The sequence below is a fragment of the Pseudoalteromonas sp. CO109Y genome (genome assembly GCF_004208935.1).
GTDB classification, from domain to species: Bacteria; Pseudomonadota; Gammaproteobacteria; order Enterobacterales; family Alteromonadaceae; genus Pseudoalteromonas; species Pseudoalteromonas shioyasakiensis.
Genome location: NZ_SGPD01000032.1, coordinates 1 through 16,810 on the forward strand (window position 1 = coordinate 1; position 16,810 = coordinate 16,810).

Below are 16,810 nucleotides of genomic sequence, written 5' to 3' on the forward strand. Positions count from 1 at the left end.
AGGGAATATCTACGCTGTGACTTTACTTTCATGATTACTGACTCCAAAAAGGTGTCTACTTTTATGGAGTCAGATCACGAATGGAAGATTAAATGTTTTTTGGGTATGAGTTTTATTACTGGCTCGGATGGTTAGCGATAACAGTTCTCGCTGCAAAGAAATATGGCTATCTAGGCTTGTTCATTGCGCATTGCATCATTTTTGTGAGTGTATTTGCTAGTGACTTACGCTATGTGTCGCAACTAATGTCCCAACCTGAGTGGGATGGTAATCCTGACCTTGATATTATTTTTCTTGTTGGCGTAATATTTCGTACTATAGTGATTAATGTTTTATTGCTACCTACAGGAATTTTAGGAAAATATTTCCATAACAAAGTTAATACCACTGGAATTTAGCCTAAGCTAATTTTCTAGGAGTAAATTGTTCCAACATTGCTATCAGAATTGTAGCTTTACTTATTTTGTTTGTATTTCTAACCTAGTTAATTTGTTTATTGAGCAACTCGCAACTCGCAACTCGCAACTCGCAACTCGCAACTCGCAACTCGCAACTCGCAACTCGCAGCTAGCAACTTTTTACTAACTCCCCCATCTGTACTATCTTTTCTAAATCCAACTTGCAGGAGAGTAAGATGTATTTAGTTAGACTGATTTACACAAGTGAAATTAGCGATGGGTTTGGGCCCAATGACATCGAAGATATTCTCGAGAAAGCTAAGCAGAATAATGCAGAAAGTAATGTAACTGGGCTACTTTGTTTTAATAGCACCCACTTTATGCAATGCCTTGAGGGGTCACGAAAAGCGGTGAATGAAACTTATCATCGTATTCTTAATGACAAACGTCATTGCAATATAATTATGCTGAACTATTGTGAAATTTATGAAAGAGAGTTTGAAAATTGGTCTATGGGTTACATTCCTTACACTAAACAAGTGACCCCTATTAACCTTAAATACTCAGGTACCAGCGAATTTAATCCATTAGCCATGTCGGCAGGAAGCGCCCATAAACTTATGTTGGCTTTACGGGACTCATTGCTCAAACATACTATGTAGGGCTTGTAAGTGTCACTATAGTGACACTTGCTCACCTTCATTCAATATGTAAAGAGGGACTTGGCTGTTCATCTGTTTTTGCATATGCAGTAATCTTAATAATGCAGAGTGGCTTGAATGGTCACCCATTTGCCAGCTTGAGTTGCCATAACCCCATGGGATCATCACTTTACAGTGTAGCTCCTCTGCGGCGTTTAAGCTGTCTTCTGGCGTTGTATGAACATAGCGATACCACTTACCGTTTTCTTCATGGTAATAAGAAGCGATAGGCATTAAACATACATCAATCTCGCCGTATTTTTGATTAATATCTTGGAAGTGTTTTGAGTAACCGGTATCACCAGCAAAAAACAAGGTTCTACCATTTTGCTCAAGTAACCAACCATTCCATAAATCTTTATTGTGGTCGTCGTAAATGAAAGGTACCATAATGCGACTGCTAAAATGATGAGCTGGCAGCGCATGAATCGTTAAATCATTAATTTGTGTACTTGCGTACCACGCCATTTCTGAAATATTAAAGCCACCCGTCGGGAAGTTATCGGCAAAGCCTAATGGCACTAAGTAGCGGGGGGTATTGCCAATCTCTTCTATATCCGCCTTGTTAAAATGGTCATAGTGAATGTGTGAGTACATTACTGCATCTAAGTCATTAAGTTCAGCATGTGATGGCCAAAAACCAGGTTTGCGATAAATGCCGCCAGCAAGCTTAAAGGCAAAGTCTACCGGTGAATCAAACTGATCTTTAACAGGGTCAAACAACAGCTGCTCACCATTTGGTGATTGAATATAAAACCCAGCATGACCTAACCAGCGCACCGTAAAACCTGAATTGATTGCAGGCACATTTTGTTCTGCGTGAAACTCGCATTGTGAGCTGCTGTCGTCGCACACGAGCAGTTCTGATTCTTCATAGCAATTGTCAGTGCAGGTTGTTGGGTATTCTTTATCACCCGGATAAAGGTTGTGGTAGCGACCTTCGTACTCACCCTCGGTTTTTAACGGAGTGATAGTGCCTTCACCGGCAATAATATTAACAGTGTTTGAATTACTGCATGCACTTAAAAGTGCTACTGCAATAAGTGCTGAGAGAGTTTTTAAATGCATACCATGCTTACTTTTTATTCTTTGCCGTGAGTTTAGCAAAATAAAATTTAAGATAAATCATTAAACAGTAACAAGAGGTTACATAAAAAAAGCCTACGTTATAAGTAGGCTTTTGTTATTAATAGCTTGAGCTGATTAGCCCGCTTTGTTCATTTGCTCAATGAACTTATTAGAGTCTTCAATTGATTTGTTCATGTCGTCCATTAACACTTTTATATCGCGTTTTAGGCTTGTGAACTCACCTTTGATAGCAGTTACAGCTTGTGCGTTTAGATTATGTTTTAAGTACAAAACATTATCATGAAGTGATGATAATACTGGCTCCATTTTGCTTTCTGCACTACGCATTGAGCGAAGTAGTTGATCAAATTGGCGCTTAGTTGCATTGAGCTTTTTGCTGCTTTCACGTTTAAGAGAGGCGCTTTTGTATTGCTCTAGCTCATCGGCCCATTCATCAAATAGTGCTTCAGCTACATCTTCTACTTTATTGATATTGCTTGTTACGTCGTTTGCTGCCGCTAAGCTCGACTCGTAATCATCATTCAGTTGATTGTAGGCATCTTGTAGTTCACCACCATCAAAATTGATAAGCGTGGTTAATCTGTCTAATGCTGATTGAAACTCTTCTTGTGACTCTTGCTGTGCTTCTTTTGTTTCTTCTACGCGGTCTACTAAAATGTCGCGTTTATGCACACCGACAGACTCCATGGCTGAGTAGTAAGCTGACTGACAGCCTGATAATGCCATTGTTACTGCAAATAGTGGTGCACTTAAAAGTGTCAGTTTTTTCATTGAGAATCCTTTTTAGGTACCTTTCATTTCAAATTATGTGGTGGATTGCTATGATTATCAAAACATTTTAGCAGAAATTAGATTCTATGGATGAGAAGCTCAGTCGATATAAGTTGCAATTAAGCACTTTTTTAAAGCAACAACCTACTTGGTGGATGCAGTATCTCAATCGCTGTATTGACGATCAAATCACTGTTAATGCTGGGTACTTGGCTTATGTGACCTTATTATCAATCGTGCCTTTAGTCGCGGTTGGTGTTGCTATTTTTTCTGCTTTTCCAGGATTCGAAAGCACGTTAGTGACCATAGAAAACTTCTTGTTTACTAACCTTGTGCCGACCTCTACAGATGTAATTAAAGAGCATATCAGCGCTTTTGCCGGTAATGCGAATAAAATGACTGCCGTTGGTGTGGGTTTTTTAGCCGCTGTATCTTTGTTACTTATTCGCAATGTCGATGCTACATTAAATCGAATTTGGCGTATTAAGAAAAAGCGCCCAATGATGATTTCGTTTGCCGTTTATTGGATGGTGCTTAGTTTAGGCCCTGTGTTATTAGGGGCTAGTATTGGTGTTACTTCATACATCGTGTCGTTAGTGTCGTTTGCCGATCAAGGTATCCCCGGCTTTAGCGGCTTTTTATTGAAATTATTACCTTACATAATTTCAATGATTGGCTTCATTATGCTCTATACTTTAGTTCCTAACACACGAGTTCCATTTAGAGCGGCAATTCCGGGCGCTTTGTTTGCAGCTATGTTGTTTGAGCTGACAAAAAAAGGCTTTGCTTTGTACATCAGCCACTTCCCATCGTACGAAGTTATTTATGGGGCGTTGGCGACAATCCCTATTTTATTTGTATGGGTGTATTTGTCGTGGATTGTCGTATTACTCGGTGCAGAATTTACTGTATGTATCAGCCCTGAGAATATCGAGGACACGCCTGATATAGAGGTTTAAATTCACTGCACCTAAGGAGAGCGAGGTGCAGTTACATCCACAATATGTTGCCAACCGTGATTATCACTTAAGTGTTGGCGATGGTCATCAAATCCATGTGCAAGAATATGGTGCGTCTACAGGGATTGCTGTGGTGTTATGCCATGGCGGGCCTGGTGCGGGTCTATGCCCTGAAAATTGCCGCTTTTTCGACTTAGAACGTTTTCGGGTGATCATGTTCAGCCAGCGTGGCTGTGGTCACTCAACCCCGCATGATATCTCTCAAAATACCACCTCAGAGTTAGTCGCAGATCTCGAGTTTTTACGCAATCAGTTGGGTATTGAGAAGTGGCTGGTGTGTGGCGAATCTTGGGGGGCAACCTTAGCGCTCGTATATGCAATTAAGCACTGGGAACACATTTCGGGGCTTATTCTACGGGCAAGTTTTTTAGCTTGTAACAGTGATTTTGAGTGGCTTTACACAACAAAAGGAGCTGGCGCGCATTTTTACCCTGAGTGCTTTAATGAATTTGCACATGATTACACTGATTGGCATGCCTTACTCGATTTTTATCAGCAACAACTAAACAGTGACGATCAAATTAAAGCCAGTAAATTTGCCAAGTTATGGTGTCATTGGGAGCAGGTACTATGTCATGGTGAGCCTTTGACAAACTGGAGTTTACAGGAGCCCCATGTCGGGTTAAATCAAGCAAAGTTAATGGTGCATTATTTTCGTCATCACTGTTTCATTGAAGAAGGCTTTATCGCAGAAAATGCCCATCTACTGACTCATTTACCTATTTGGTTTATTCATGGCCGCGCCGATTTGATCTGTCGATATAGTGCCGTACAGCAGCTTGCTGAACAGTTAAATGCACAATTATTGATTTTAGATGGCATTGGGCACAGCAGTGATAATCAGGTATATTTGACGGCAATGCGACGTGCCGCAGATTTAATGTATATCAAGTTATCGAGGGATCAATGCAAGGCTTAATTCAAAGAGTAAAACAAGCAAAAGTAGAAGTGGCAGGCGAAGTGGTTGGTGAAATTTCACAAGGTATTTTGCTGCTATTAGGTGTTGAAAAACAGGACACCGAGCAAAGCGCCCAGAAGCTTTTACACAAAGTCAGCAATTACCGCATTTTTACCGATGAACAAGGAAAGATGAATTTAAGTTTGAATGATATCAAGGGTGAGCTTTTAGTCGTTTCGCAGTTTACCTTAGCAGCCGACACTAAAAAGGGTATGCGTCCAAGCTTTTCAAGTGCTGGCACGCCAGAACAAGCCAATACACTCTATGAGTATTTTATTGCAGAGGCTAAAAAAGCAGGCTTAACAGTGGCTACCGGGCAGTTTGGTGCTGATATGCAAGTAAGCCTATGTAACGATGGTCCCGTTACTTTTAATTTATCTGTGTAATACCAACCCGCAATAATACTTAATCATTTTGAGGGATTAAACCTGTCGCTACCTGCGTTAAAAATTTCTGATTTAGAACAACTAAATAACGAAATTTTTGCCTTGTTATCAACGAGGTTTTATTGCCTCAAAATAGACTACTTAATTAAGCGAATTGGTATAAGTATTTTTATTTTTTGATCATCACGATATGATTCACGTAGTCGGGGATTTTTACAATGCTTGGGCGCTTGCCAAACTCGGTGATTAGCAGGTGCTCAAGTTGTTTTAGTTGCGATGGGTGATTAGATAAAAAATTAATGAACAACAAGCCATCTTTTGCCATCGCTGCTCTTAGTTTGGTGTAAAACTGGTGCTTGTATAAAAATAATGGCGCATCTACCTCACTGAATAAATCTAGGATAATCCAATTATATTCGTTGTTTTGCTCTAATACTTGCTGCGCATCAAAACAGTGCAAGTTATTGGCATGATCGCCACCAAAGTAACGTTTATAGCAGTGAATTATGTCGGGGTTTTTATCAACCGATGTCAGTTGGCTGTCAGGGTAGGTGTGCTGTAAGTAATTACGAATAGCACCACCGCCTAGCCCTAGTTCTAAAATCTTTTTAGGTTCCTCTAAGTCTTGCCAAAGCTTTGCAAGATATTGTAAATGCGGGAAAAGTAATCTGGCAGGTCGGCGTTTTTCAATGACCGATTGCAGAGTTTCGTTGATCAATAACCAGCGTAATTGGTTAAGTTGCCTAACTTGAATACTGTAATTGCCTTGTTTATGCCAATAGATGAGTTGCCCTAATCGGTGGCAGTCCTCAATAAAACTATGTTTTACTGCGCCACTGGGTTCAAGAAAATGTTCCATATTTCGGGCCTTTAGCTATTTATTTATTAAAATAATACAATTATTTCAGCATAGACCAGCAGGCTTAAAGTGCAATTGTGCATTAGTTTTTACAGCCAAGAATAATAATTTAGGCTGGGTCACCAAAGTATTATTCCAACTTGTTAGAAGATCGCGTATCGTAATTCGCATTCCAAAGGCCACGACAGAAAAACAACAGACAGTGGCTGAATTATCACAGGAGTTTTTATGTTTAAAGTGACCACCCCACAAAGCAGCGAAGATTGGCAAGCGTACTATTCATTACGTTGGCAGGTTTTAAGAGCACCCTGGGGCGAGCCGCGTGGTTCTGAGCAAGATGACTTAGAACAAGACGCAGAGCACCGCTTTATCAAAAATAATGACGGCGAAGTATTAGGCGTAGCGCGCCTGCATTTTAATAATCATCAGCAAGCGCAAGTTCGTTATATGGCGGTTGCTGAAGGTAATCGTAACCAGCATATTGGTAGCCGTTTATTACATGAATTAGAAAAAATCGCATGGACTCAAGATGCTGACGAGCTGGTATTGTTTGCTCGTGAGCGAGCCCTTGATTTCTATAAGCGTCATGGCTACGAATTAAAAGAAAAAGCGCACCTTGCCTATGACGATGTACAGCATTGGAAAATGGTAAAACAAAAGCCCTCTGAGCCGGGTTGGTTCCGTCATCCAAACTGGACACAAGTACTGCAAAACACGTGGCGTGAGTCGATCCCAATCAGTGATGCGATGGGCATTAAAGTTGAAAGCTATACCGATTGGCAGTTTACTACCCGCGCAGACTTAGATGCGAACTTAAACCTTCATAACACTATGTTTGCGGGTTCAATTTATAGTTTAGCTACCTTAACAGGGTGGGGCGCAACTTACCTTGCGCTGAAAGAAGCAGGCCTTGAAGGAAATATCGTGTTAGCTGATGCCAACATTAAATACCTTAAACCACTCAATAACGACCCTCGTGGTAGTGTTGAGCTGGCTGGCTGTAAAGGCAAATTAGCGGATTTAGAAGACAGTGGCAAAGCAAGCTACCATGTGCCGGTTAATGTGTACGATGGTGATGTGTTAGTAGCAGAATTCGAAGGTCACTTCATCGTTAAAAAATAACGAAAATAAAGAGCGAGCTAACTAAAGCTCGCTCTTTATCAGCTAAAGCAAGTCAGTTAATAGAATACCCACACCAAAACGTTCAATATCGGCGTTGTAATCAATCAAGCTCTCACCATAACCATTAAAATATTGTGCGTAGCCACGTAATCGGCCCCAAAGAGGGAAAGACCAATCTAATTGGATTGCACCACGGTTATCTGAATTTAAGTTATTACGGGTCATAAAGCTAAATTCATGCTCGTTGTAACGGTATGCACCCGAGAACTCAAAGTAACCCATGTATTTATAGATGTCTGGATTATCATCGCCACGGGCTTCTAGCTCATCGTCTTTTTTATCTTCAGGAATGCGATACCAAGGCTTAAAGCTAAATACAAAGCCATCTTTTTCCCATAGGAAATCGGCATAGATACGGTTCCATGAACGTGAATTAGGTTGGCTGCGGCCATTCGATTGATGTGAAGCACCAATTGCAATTGCCATTTCATCGCCCCAAAGCACATGCTCAGGATCAAGGTAGTTCACCCAGAAGATCTCTGGTTCGTAATTTGTTTCACGAAACGGTGATGAAATATCTTTGTTGTAGAACTGCCAAAACGATTGCATGGTAAACGCAAAGAATACGCCCTGATCTTTATCTGAAAAGCCTTCGAAGATAGGCACTTTAATTGAAAGTTGATATTTCACTTCAAGATTATCAAGTGGCTCGCCATCAGTTTGCTCAGCAAGATCTTTTAAACCATCAAAAGGACGTTCATTCGGGTTAGATACGTATGAAAGCGGTAATATGTAGTTACGCTTATGTGGGGTGATCACATTACGGTTTTTCTTACTCACTTCTTCACGAGCTTTACGCTTGTCTAAAGCGGTGAGCTTTTTACTCTCGTCTAAGTCTGAGCATTTTTTACGAAGTTCTTCGAGTGTTTGTTTACCGTCACCGCCAATCGCTTCGTTTAAAATACACTGCTTTACGAGTTCTAGCGCGTCATCTTGTTCGTTAGTTTGTGGTTGTTCAGTTTGAGCAAATACAGGTACAGAAAATAAGCCAGCTGCTGCCAGCCAAATGCGCCATCCCATTGCAGTTCCCTTTCAGTAGACTTGTAAGTAGGTATAATTATAACGATTTTTACATAAGTAACCGTGAACTTGTACTGAATTGTTGAAATTTTAGGTAAATAGAGAGCCCCAAGCTAAGCTTGGAGCCCTGCTGTAACGGCCTAAGGGCATAAGCCGTTGACTCTCACGCAATGAGAAGGGATGAGCTTATAGCTCAAATACGTTGGTAAAAAACTTATAAAGTTCGGTACCTTGATTCACGCTTGCTGAAGCAAAATGCAAAATAGCAATGGCGTCTTTATCAAAGCTTAATGTTTGTAGCGGCTGCTCAGAAAGGTAGCGCTCCATTCTTAAAATATGGGCGATAGGCTCGCCTGCTTTAATATGGCCGCCCAGTGGGGCAAGGTATTCAACCATGCCACCCATAGGTGCATAGTAAGCTACATAATCTTCAAGCATGCAGGCATAGCGTGTCATCGCTTTTGGTTGATACGCTGCATCAACTAATACCTCTTTGTGATTGAGGTAACTTAAAATGCTATTTGCATCTTCAAGAGCCGCACTTAAATCGATTTTCTCTTGGCTACCTAGCTCAACAGTGAATGCTTCGACTTGAACAGCAAATTCACGGTCTTGTTTGGCAAGCTCTTCAGATAGTGACCACCATGGGCAGAAACTCGCTTCATCCATCGCGCCATCAAAATCACTTGGGATCAGTAACACATGCTCGATGTTGAAGTAGCTTGCGCTGTCTTTGGCGTATTCAGGGCAATATAAGTGCTTACTCGAGATAGGCCCAGTGTGAAGGTCTAAAACAATATCAGCCTGATGGGCAAGCTTTTGCAAGTTAAGGGCAATACGCTTACCCGTTGTTAGGCTGTAATCAGGACCCGTTAATTGACTGTCGATGTCAGCAACGAGTGCCTGTTTAAACGCCGCTTTAAGGGTCGTATCATCACTGTCTTTATGCTGTTCAGCAATCTGTGACGGTAACGCTTTATTAAAGCGGTACATGCGGTTCCAGTTGGTGCCCGTGATTGGGTCGAAGCGACCTAAAGTAAACTCACCTGATTTTTGGTTGCAACCAATAGGGTTGGCATAAGGCACTAGGGTAATATCGCCACGCAGCTTGAGTGATTTTAGCTGCTCAAGCAATTGATAAATTACTGCATTACCTTGTACTTCAGCGCCGTGCATATTGGCTTGTATATACACGTTTGGGCCTGTGCCATCGCCTTTTAAGCGATACACAGGAATTGTCAGTGGTAGGCCGTTGGCAATCTCGCCAACCACAATATTCTCTTGGCTGATTAACTCTTTACTCATGGCGATTACCTTAAATAATAGCTGGCATCTTCAGCGCTACGAATGCACTCAATATTGCCTTGTTCAAGGATGTATTCAGCCGCTAATTCGTGGCATAAAAAGTACGGCATGCTTTCGGTAAAGCCGTATGCACCACATTGGCTGAATACCAACCAGTCTTGCTCATTTAAATCGCTCGCTAATTGGTGATCACCTAAGCAATCAAGGGCGGTGCAAAGAGGGCCGTATAAAGTCATTGCCGCAGGCTCAGCCGTTGACTCGCGTAGTAATGCCGCAGGAAAATCTTGGCTTGTTACAGCAGGGCGAAGTAAATGGTTAATACCGCCTGATAAAATCACTTGTTGTTGATTGTAATTCTCTTTGCGCTCAACAACCGGCGTTGCGTAATGGCCGCATTCGCCCACCGCATAGCGGCCAAGTTCCATCCAAAGCTCTTTGACACCAGCATCTGCTTTAATAGCCGCAAGAGTCTCGATAAGTGCAGACCAATCGAGTCGGTTAGCATCTTGCGTATAAGGAATACCTAAGCCACCCCCTAAATCGAGAATATTAAGGTTAATATTTATTGAGCTTGCTAGCTGTTGTAATGGCGCAATCATCGCACGCCATAGCTCGGCGAGCTTGTCAGTACTTAGCATATTGCCCCATTGGAAAATATGCAGACCATCAAAGCTAAGAGCTGGGTAATCACTTACAGTGAGTGCTTGCCACTCATCACAGCCCAAACCAAAAGGAGTAAGGCTATCGCCACCAAGAGGGTTCTTTTCGCTGTCTGGCCAGCGAAGTTGTACGCGCAATAGAACTTGCAGCTGACAATTTGCTTTTGTTGCTTGTTCGTTTAACCAGCGAACTTGGTTAATGCTCTCGGCCACGAAGGTACGTACGCCGCGAGCAATAAAATGTGAAATTTGTGCAGGGCTCTTTGCAGGCCCTGTGTTGAGCACGCGCTCGCTATCGATGCCTTGAGCAAGTACTTGCTCAAGTTCACCTTTACTTGCAACATCAAAGTTAAACCCTGCGCTGTCTAAACATTGAATAATGCGAGACAGTGGGTTGGCCTTAACGGCATACCAAAGTTTCACATCGGTTTGCGCAGTTAGTTGATTTAAATGTGCAGTTAATTTATCTAAATCATAGATAAAAAATGGCGTATCAAGATGTGTTGAAACTTGTTCAACAGCTTGCTTGATGGGCGTGCTCAAAAAGCTCATTAACGTAAAACCTCTTCTAACAGTAATGATGCATCGCTTTGTTCATCACGGTATTTCACGATCAATGCACAAGACATGCTTAGACCTTGCTCGCGAGCCCATGCATTTGAAGCAGGGCGAGAGCCTGGGATCACAATCGCGTTTTCTGGGATGGCTTCACCTTTGTCTAGCTGGCGTTCGTTAACGCAATCGTAAACAGGAATAGTTGCCGATAAACGAACACCTGGCGCAAGTACAGCACCTTTTTTCACGACCACACCTTCAACAATAACGCAGCCTGCGCCGATGAATGCGTCATCTTCAATAACCACAGGGCTAGCACCAATTGGCTCTAGTACACCACCTAATTGTACTGCAGCACTTAGGTGAACATTTTTACCCACTTGTGCGCATGAACCCACTAATGCGTGGCTATCGACCATAGTGCCTTCGTCGATGAACGCGCCAATATTCACATATGCTGGTGGCATGATAATGGTGCCTTTGGCAACGTGTGCGCCACGGCGAACACTGCTACCACCTGGTACCATACGCACGCCAGCATCGGCTGCAAAGCCTTGTGGTGCTAAGTTGTGCTTATCAACAAAACCACCTGGGAACTCAGTATTAGTGCCGTTTTTAAAGGCTTCTAAAATGCCTTGTTTAACTTCAACATTGGCGTGCCAGTTGCCGTTCTCGTCTTGTGTTGCTGCGCGAACTGCGCCTGATTCTAAGTTGTTTAATAATTCTAACCAGCTCATGATAAAACCTGTTTTTAGTTCCAAGATAAAATAGTGTTGTTTGCGTGGTTGATGCTGTCTGTTTGCTCAAGCTCTAAATGCGTAAGCGGCGGACGTAAATGCGGGGTATTTATTTTACCTTGCAGGTGCATCAGTACTTTTACGGGGATTGGGTTTGCCACAGCGAATAAACTTTGGATTGCTTGCGACCAATCGGTGAATAGATTTGGGTATTGACCACTTAAACTGCGTTTAACAAACTCATGGGTTTGACTCGGCCAAGCATTCGCGGCAACCGAAACTAAACCTTTTGCACCCGCTTGAGCAAAATATGGCATAAGTGCATCATCGCCACTGAAAATAGCCAGTGTTGGTGATGCCGTTCTAAAGCCTTCAAATTTGCTAATGTCGCCACTGGCTTCTTTTAAGGCCCAAAGATTTTTGTGCTCAGCAAGGTTTGTGATCACCTGCGGTGAAATCTCAACTGCACTGCGCCCTGGTACGTTATACAACATACATGGGTGATTACTTGCGTTAAGTAGGCTTTCAAACCAATGTGTTTGGCCAACAATCCCAGGTTTTGCATACAGAGGTGAGCCTAACAGGTAGCCATGAATAGGTAGTTGGTTGCAGTATTCAACCCAAGCAATTTGTTGCTTAAGGTTCATGCCGCCCACAGCAACCATGAGTGGGACACTTGGTGCTAATTGACAAACATGTTCAACAATGGCTTGTTGCTCTTTGAGTGAAAGCGCCAGTCCTTCACCGGTACTGCCAAGCAATAAAATGCCGTTATTTGCATCTTGCTGCTCCGTAACCAGTTGTTCAAGGGCCGTGTAATCGACCTCGCCAGATTCAGAAAATGGCGTGACAAGCGCTGTCCACAATGGATAGTCGTTTAAATCAAAATTGTTGATCATCTCTCACGAACTTATAGGGTATTCGAAGAGTTTATGCGGGAACATTTGAATGGAGCCGCATGTCGTCGTTCGAACAAGGTATAATTCGAAGAGCGAATGGGCTTAAAATAATAAAGACGCGAAGGCCTTATTATACTAAGACCAGAAGCTCTCCACCAAACTAATCAATAGCGCTTTGCTATTGTTGGTGACAGTCGCTGGGATTCAGCCCAGTCGCCCGAAATAAGCACCTCACAAACGGTGTTACTTCTCGGCGTTAATTCCCCTCACGTATGATCAACAGAGTCTGTGCTCTTCCCATACGCTACCTGAATAACGCACCTCTTCCAGCCCTTTATGCTCGCTTTAAAGGTTAAAGCCAACATAGTTAAATCGGGTATTGGCGGCGATTAAAGCATTTTAGCCATCTAGGTGTCAAGGCGAAGGATTTGTTTTTTAGTGACCGATTTTGCAACATGGTTACGTATAAGCGTGTTTTTACGTACACTTAGCGTTAACCAAATAAATTGGAAAAATGATGGAAAAATTTAACGATATTTATCAGCGAGCCGTATCTCGAAAAGGCAGCGAAGAAATGCTGCATGCATTGTTATCAAACCCGCTCGATGATACTGATATTGCCAAAATGCATGACGATTTATGGTTAGAAGAGTTTACGCGTAAAGTCTTTCAAAGCGGTTTTTATTGGTCTGTTATCAATAATAAATGGGCTGGTTTTCGTGATGTGTTTTGGGATTTCAGCGTAGAAAAGTTGTTGATGATGCCGCCAGATATGCTTGAGCAAAAAGCCAGTGATGAGCGAATTGTTCGTAATTTTAAAAAAGTACAAACGATCCCAGAAAATGCGTACATGATCCACGAAGTTGCCGAGAAACATGGCAGTTTTAGCCAATTTATTGCAGATTGGCCAACTGACAATATTATTGGTTTGTGGGCCTATCTTAAAAAGCATGGTGCGCGTTTAGGGGGAAATACTGGCCCGTACGCTTTGCGAGCGCTTGGTAAAGATACCTTTTTGCTTTCTCGCGATGTAGAAGCTTATTTGCGTGCCCATGAGTTGATTGATGGCGGCTTACAAACTAAAAAGTCATTACAAGCAGCACAAGATTTTTTCAATGAATTACAACAGCAAAGCGGTTACAGCCTGCAGGCACTAAGCCAACTAGTGGCCTATGGTGTAGGCGATAATCGTGTAGGTGTCGCAACACGTTAAGGACAGTTATGAAACTGCAAACCCGATACACAGATATTAGTGAACTGCTTGCTATTAAAGATATGCCTAGCGCCGTTGCTAAGCCGCAATTACTGCTATTCAATGACAAACTCGCTGATAATTTTGCGATTAATCACGACAGCGATTTTTTAGCTAAATTGCTATCTGGGTCAGCAATAGATAAAGATGTTGCACCAGTTGCACTTGGTTACTCAGGTCACCAATTTGGTCATTTTTCACCGCGTCTTGGTGATGGCAGAGCACATTTGCTTGGTGCTATTACAGATCAAAATGGCACGCAGTGGGACTTACAGTTAAAAGGTGCAGGAGCAACGGTATTCTCACGTGGTGGTGATGGTCGCTGTGCTATTGGTCCAGCTGTACGAGAGTACATTATGAGTGAGGCACTTCATGCGTTAGGTATCGCTACTACGCGTTGTTTAGCTGTGGTTACAACTGGCGAAACGGTATATCGCCAGCCACCTCGCCCGGGTGCAGTTGTCACTCGCTTAGCTAAAAGCCATATTCGTGTTGGCTCATTTCAATACTTAGCTACACAAGGTGATATAGAAGGGCTAGAAAAGCTAGTCGATTATGCAGTTGATTGCCACTTTCCTGACATCAGCAGTAATGGTGAGCAGCGTTATATTGAATTTTTAACCGCCGTACTCGATAAGCAAATTGAGCTGGTTATCAGCTGGATGCGAATTGGCTTTATACATGGCGTTATGAATACAGATAATACTTTGATTAGTGGTGAAACCATTGACTATGGCCCCTGCGCGATGATGAATCAGTTTGACTTAGACACGGTGTTTAGTTCGATTGACCATCAAGGGCGCTACGCATTTGGTAATCAGCCGAATATTGCCAATTGGAATATTGCGCGTTTAGCTGAAAGCTTAATTCCTTTATTTACAGATCAAGATGCTGCCGTTGAGCAACTCTCACCGGTTGTGAATGGTTTTGCTGCTAAATTTAATGATGCATTTAATACTATGTGGCAGCAGAAATTAGGATTAGCAGGTCAGCAAGAAGGCGATCACGCTTTAGTTTCAGAGTTACTGGGGTTAATGAAGCAGCACCAACTTGATTACACCAATACTTTCAATGCACTTACTGAATCTTTAGTGAAAGACTTTGTTATAGATTCTAATTTAAAAGGATGGGTTTCAAAATGGAGGCTCAGAACATCAGCTGAAAGTTACAACACAATGCGAGCCGTTAATCCTGCAGTCATTCCGCGTAATCATAATATTGAAATGATCTTGGCTGAGTATGAAAAGGCAGGATCTAGTTCATCAATCAATGAGTTTTTAAAAGTCATTCAAAAACCATATGAGTATGAGGAAGAATTTGCCGCATGGTATCAACCTCCGAAGGAAGGGGATTGTAATTACCAAACTTTTTGTGGTACTTAAGGGTTAATCTTTATGGTTGATAACAATTGTAAATGCTCATTTTTTTAAATCTGAGTGTTCGTTGATTGAGCAAGTTAGCTGCCAGTGTTATGATTTATATCAATAAAATAGCACTAAAGTTTTGCTTTTTAACGAAAATTTACAAATAAAGTTGCTTTCAACTTGTTGATTTAAAAATAACCAATATAATAATGTAATTGGGAATGGACTTTTATCGGTTTTGAAGTCAGTAGATTAGGCTGAATCGACTCTCACCTAATCATAACAAAGCGATCTAAAGGCATTGTTACGCAAAGTTATTTAGATAACCTATTATTTGGGTAATTGACTGAAATTACTCGGCAAGATTTTTGTTCTGTACCGAGTTCGTTAAGTTTTGATTAACTATTAGTCGACTACTCTGTTTAAACTGATTGAGCTGGTTTGACTTAGCTACAATTTTAATTGTGAAAATGGGAAGGAAACAATGAAATTAAAATCACTTACTATTGCTTTAGCACTTGCTGCAACTAGTGCTTCAAGCTTCGCTGCCGAAAAGCAAGGTTTCTACATCGGCGCATTTGGCGACTACTATGATAATTCTTGGGAAAATGTCCGCGACTACACTCCAGGTGGCCTTGATGTTGATGACTCTACAGGTTGGGGTTTAGAGCTAGGTTACCGTTTTAGTGATTACTGGAGCGCTCGTTTAGAATATGCTGACATGGACTTCGATTGGAAAGCTGATCTTAATGACGGTACTTCTGTTAGCGGTACTGAAAGTGGCAAACGTTACGGTATTGACGCTTTATATCACTTAGGTGGTGGTCCATTCTACGGTATTTTCGGTCTTAAAAATCTTGATGCGGTTGACGAAGATCTAATGTTCGCAAACGTAGGTGCTGGTTACCAACACTACTTCACAGATAACTTCGCGTTTAACGCTGAAACATCTTTATACCAAGGTCTTGACCGTGGTTACACAGATGTTGGCGCTAAATTAGGCCTAAGCTATATCTTTGGTGCGCAAAGCTCAGCTTCTGAGCCAGTTGAACCTGCTCCAACAGTTGTTCCTGTTGCGGTTGAGCCAGTTGATAGCGATGGCGATAACATCCCTGATGCTGATGACCAATGTGCAAACACGCCAATGACTGACGCTGTTGATGGTACTGGCTGTACATTATATGAAGATCGTGAAGTAACTAAGAGCTTACTAATCACGTTCCCTAACAACACGTCTAAAGTATCTCAACAATACTTAGATGATATTGACCGCGCTGCTAAGTTCTTAAAAGAGCACCCAGGTACTGACGTAGTACTTGAAGGTCACACTTCATCAGTAGGTAAAGCTGACTACAACAAGTGGTTATCTAAGAAACGTGCTGATGCTGTTGCTAAGAAACTAATCGAAGACGGTATTGACCCAATGCGTCTTACTACTGTTGGTTTAGGTGAAGAGCGCCTTAAAAACCCAGCAAATACGCCAGAAGCTCATGCTGAAAACCGTCGTGTTGAAGCGAAAGTAACTGTAATTGAGCGTGTAAAAGTAGAGCGTTAATCTAACCCTTTACGCAAATTTGAAAACCCAGCCTAGTGCTGGGTTTTTTCATTTCTAACACCTCTAAAGTAAGTAGATAGGAATGATTCTTAATAAATATT

At 41.9% G+C, this 16,810-nt stretch carries 17 protein-coding genes and 1 riboswitch; of the genes, 9 read left to right on the top strand and 8 right to left on the bottom strand.

Going from position 1 to position 16,810, the window contains the following annotated elements; all coding sequences use genetic code 11:
- Positions 1-92: 92 nt before the first annotated feature.
- Both EXT43_RS13385 and EXT43_RS13390 read left to right on the top strand, forming a co-directional pair.
- Entirely contained in the window at positions 93-398 is a 306-nt protein-coding gene (locus EXT43_RS13385; RefSeq protein WP_062566667.1) for a hypothetical protein, read from the top strand.
- A 236-nt stretch (positions 399-634) separates the two neighbouring features.
- Entirely contained in the window at positions 635-1,060 is a 426-nt protein-coding gene (locus EXT43_RS13390) for a BLUF domain-containing protein (RefSeq protein ID WP_054563454.1), read from the top strand.
- A 15-nt stretch (positions 1,061-1,075) separates the two neighbouring features.
- Here the strand turns inward: EXT43_RS13390 and EXT43_RS13395 are convergent, their stop codons facing one another.
- On the bottom strand, positions 1,076-2,167 hold the full coding sequence (locus EXT43_RS13395; RefSeq protein WP_130167195.1) for an MBL fold metallo-hydrolase: 1,092 nt from the start codon (positions 2,165-2,167) through the stop codon (positions 1,076-1,078).
- Positions 2,168-2,302: 135 nt separating this feature from the next.
- A complete protein-coding gene (locus EXT43_RS13400; protein WP_054563456.1) occupies positions 2,303-2,959 on the bottom strand; it encodes a DUF2959 domain-containing protein in 657 nt (218 codons plus the stop codon).
- A gap of 86 nt (positions 2,960-3,045) precedes the next feature.
- On the opposite strand from EXT43_RS13400, the gene EXT43_RS13405 reads away from it, so the two are divergent.
- From EXT43_RS13405 to dtd, 3 genes are read left to right on the top strand one after another with little or no spacing between them, the layout of a single operon-like run.
- Entirely contained in the window at positions 3,046-3,918 is an 873-nt protein-coding gene (locus tag EXT43_RS13405) for a virulence factor BrkB family protein (protein ID WP_054563457.1), read from the top strand.
- A gap of 25 nt (positions 3,919-3,943) precedes the next feature.
- Positions 3,944-4,897: an alpha/beta fold hydrolase gene (locus tag EXT43_RS13410; protein ID WP_130167196.1), complete on the top strand. Its 954-nt coding sequence runs from the start codon at positions 3,944-3,946 to the stop codon at positions 4,895-4,897.
- Positions 4,885-5,322, top strand: a complete 438-nt coding sequence (gene dtd, locus EXT43_RS13415) for a D-aminoacyl-tRNA deacylase (protein WP_130167197.1) — start codon at positions 4,885-4,887, stop codon at positions 5,320-5,322. The genes EXT43_RS13410 and dtd overlap by 13 nt, the downstream gene beginning before the upstream one ends.
- A gap of 169 nt (positions 5,323-5,491) precedes the next feature.
- On the opposite strand, the gene EXT43_RS13420 is transcribed toward dtd, so the two are convergent.
- On the bottom strand, positions 5,492-6,181 hold the full coding sequence (locus EXT43_RS13420; protein ID WP_054563460.1) for a fused MFS/spermidine synthase: 690 nt from the start codon (positions 6,179-6,181) through the stop codon (positions 5,492-5,494).
- Positions 6,182-6,409: 228 nt separating this feature from the next.
- Between EXT43_RS13420 and EXT43_RS13425 the strand changes: the two genes are divergently transcribed.
- Positions 6,410-7,303: a bifunctional GNAT family N-acetyltransferase/hotdog fold thioesterase gene (locus EXT43_RS13425; RefSeq protein WP_054563461.1), complete on the top strand. Its 894-nt coding sequence runs from the start codon at positions 6,410-6,412 to the stop codon at positions 7,301-7,303.
- A gap of 42 nt (positions 7,304-7,345) precedes the next feature.
- On the opposite strand, the gene EXT43_RS13430 is transcribed toward EXT43_RS13425, so the two are convergent.
- The 5 genes from EXT43_RS13430 to dapA all read right to left on the bottom strand — a co-directional run bounded on the left by EXT43_RS13430 (position 7,346) and on the right by dapA (position 12,538).
- Positions 7,346-8,383: a phospholipase A gene (locus tag EXT43_RS13430; protein WP_054563462.1), complete on the bottom strand. Its 1,038-nt coding sequence runs from the start codon at positions 8,381-8,383 to the stop codon at positions 7,346-7,348.
- 186 nt (positions 8,384-8,569) lie between these two features.
- Complete coding sequence (locus EXT43_RS13435) at positions 8,570-9,688, bottom strand: succinylglutamate desuccinylase/aspartoacylase family protein (protein ID WP_130167198.1); 1,119 nt, start codon at positions 9,686-9,688, stop codon at positions 8,570-8,572.
- A 5-nt stretch (positions 9,689-9,693) separates the two neighbouring features.
- Complete coding sequence (locus tag EXT43_RS13440; RefSeq protein WP_130167199.1) at positions 9,694-10,899, bottom strand: PLP-dependent decarboxylase; 1,206 nt, start codon at positions 10,897-10,899, stop codon at positions 9,694-9,696.
- Positions 10,899-11,639: a 2,3,4,5-tetrahydropyridine-2,6-dicarboxylate N-succinyltransferase gene (locus EXT43_RS13445; protein WP_054552405.1), complete on the bottom strand. Its 741-nt coding sequence runs from the start codon at positions 11,637-11,639 to the stop codon at positions 10,899-10,901. Before EXT43_RS13445 ends, EXT43_RS13440 begins: the two co-directional genes overlap by 1 nt.
- Positions 11,640-11,653: 14 nt before the next feature.
- Complete coding sequence (gene dapA / locus EXT43_RS13450; RefSeq protein WP_130167200.1) at positions 11,654-12,538, bottom strand: 4-hydroxy-tetrahydrodipicolinate synthase; 885 nt, start codon at positions 12,536-12,538, stop codon at positions 11,654-11,656.
- Between the two features lie 137 nt (positions 12,539-12,675).
- Positions 12,676-12,872, bottom strand: a riboswitch (Lysine riboswitch).
- A 183-nt stretch (positions 12,873-13,055) separates the two neighbouring features.
- On the opposite strand from dapA, the gene EXT43_RS13455 reads away from it, so the two are divergent.
- The 3 genes from EXT43_RS13455 to EXT43_RS13465 all read left to right on the top strand — a co-directional run bounded on the left by EXT43_RS13455 (position 13,056) and on the right by EXT43_RS13465 (position 16,709).
- Positions 13,056-13,751, top strand: a complete 696-nt coding sequence (locus EXT43_RS13455) for a DNA-3-methyladenine glycosylase I (RefSeq protein WP_054563466.1) — start codon at positions 13,056-13,058, stop codon at positions 13,749-13,751.
- An 8-nt stretch (positions 13,752-13,759) separates the two neighbouring features.
- Positions 13,760-15,172, top strand: a complete 1,413-nt coding sequence (locus EXT43_RS13460) for a protein adenylyltransferase SelO family protein (protein WP_130167201.1) — start codon at positions 13,760-13,762, stop codon at positions 15,170-15,172.
- A gap of 466 nt (positions 15,173-15,638) precedes the next feature.
- Entirely contained in the window at positions 15,639-16,709 is a 1,071-nt protein-coding gene (locus EXT43_RS13465; RefSeq protein WP_054563468.1) for an OmpA family protein, read from the top strand.
- The last annotated feature ends 101 nt before the right edge of the window (positions 16,710-16,810 follow it).

Bases quoted from the DNA above. Each gene is read 5' to 3' on its own strand.
- EXT43_RS13385 (WP_062566667.1), top strand. From the start codon at position 93: ATGTTTTTTGGGTATGAGTTTTATTACTGGCTCGGATGGTTAGCGATA.
- EXT43_RS13390 (WP_054563454.1), top strand. From the start codon at position 635: ATGTATTTAGTTAGACTGATTTACACAAGTGAAATTAGCGATGGGTTT.
- EXT43_RS13395 (WP_130167195.1), bottom strand. From the start codon at position 2,167: ATGCATTTAAAAACTCTCTCAGCACTTATTGCAGTAGCACTTTTAAGT.
- EXT43_RS13400 (WP_054563456.1), bottom strand. From the start codon at position 2,959: ATGAAAAAACTGACACTTTTAAGTGCACCACTATTTGCAGTAACAATG.
- EXT43_RS13405 (WP_054563457.1), top strand. From the start codon at position 3,046: ATGGATGAGAAGCTCAGTCGATATAAGTTGCAATTAAGCACTTTTTTA.
- dtd (WP_130167197.1), top strand. From the start codon at position 4,885: ATGCAAGGCTTAATTCAAAGAGTAAAACAAGCAAAAGTAGAAGTGGCA.
- EXT43_RS13420 (WP_054563460.1), bottom strand. From the start codon at position 6,181: ATGGAACATTTTCTTGAACCCAGTGGCGCAGTAAAACATAGTTTTATT.
- EXT43_RS13425 (WP_054563461.1), top strand. From the start codon at position 6,410: ATGTTTAAAGTGACCACCCCACAAAGCAGCGAAGATTGGCAAGCGTAC.
- EXT43_RS13430 (WP_054563462.1), bottom strand. From the start codon at position 8,383: ATGGGATGGCGCATTTGGCTGGCAGCAGCTGGCTTATTTTCTGTACCT.
- EXT43_RS13435 (WP_130167198.1), bottom strand. From the start codon at position 9,688: ATGAGTAAAGAGTTAATCAGCCAAGAGAATATTGTGGTTGGCGAGATT.
- EXT43_RS13440 (WP_130167199.1), bottom strand. From the start codon at position 10,899: ATGAGCTTTTTGAGCACGCCCATCAAGCAAGCTGTTGAACAAGTTTCA.
- EXT43_RS13445 (WP_054552405.1), bottom strand. From the start codon at position 11,639: ATGAGCTGGTTAGAATTATTAAACAACTTAGAATCAGGCGCAGTTCGC.
- dapA (WP_130167200.1), bottom strand. From the start codon at position 12,538: ATGATCAACAATTTTGATTTAAACGACTATCCATTGTGGACAGCGCTT.
- EXT43_RS13455 (WP_054563466.1), top strand. From the start codon at position 13,056: ATGGAAAAATTTAACGATATTTATCAGCGAGCCGTATCTCGAAAAGGC.
- EXT43_RS13460 (WP_130167201.1), top strand. From the start codon at position 13,760: ATGAAACTGCAAACCCGATACACAGATATTAGTGAACTGCTTGCTATT.
- EXT43_RS13465 (WP_054563468.1), top strand. From the start codon at position 15,639: ATGAAATTAAAATCACTTACTATTGCTTTAGCACTTGCTGCAACTAGT.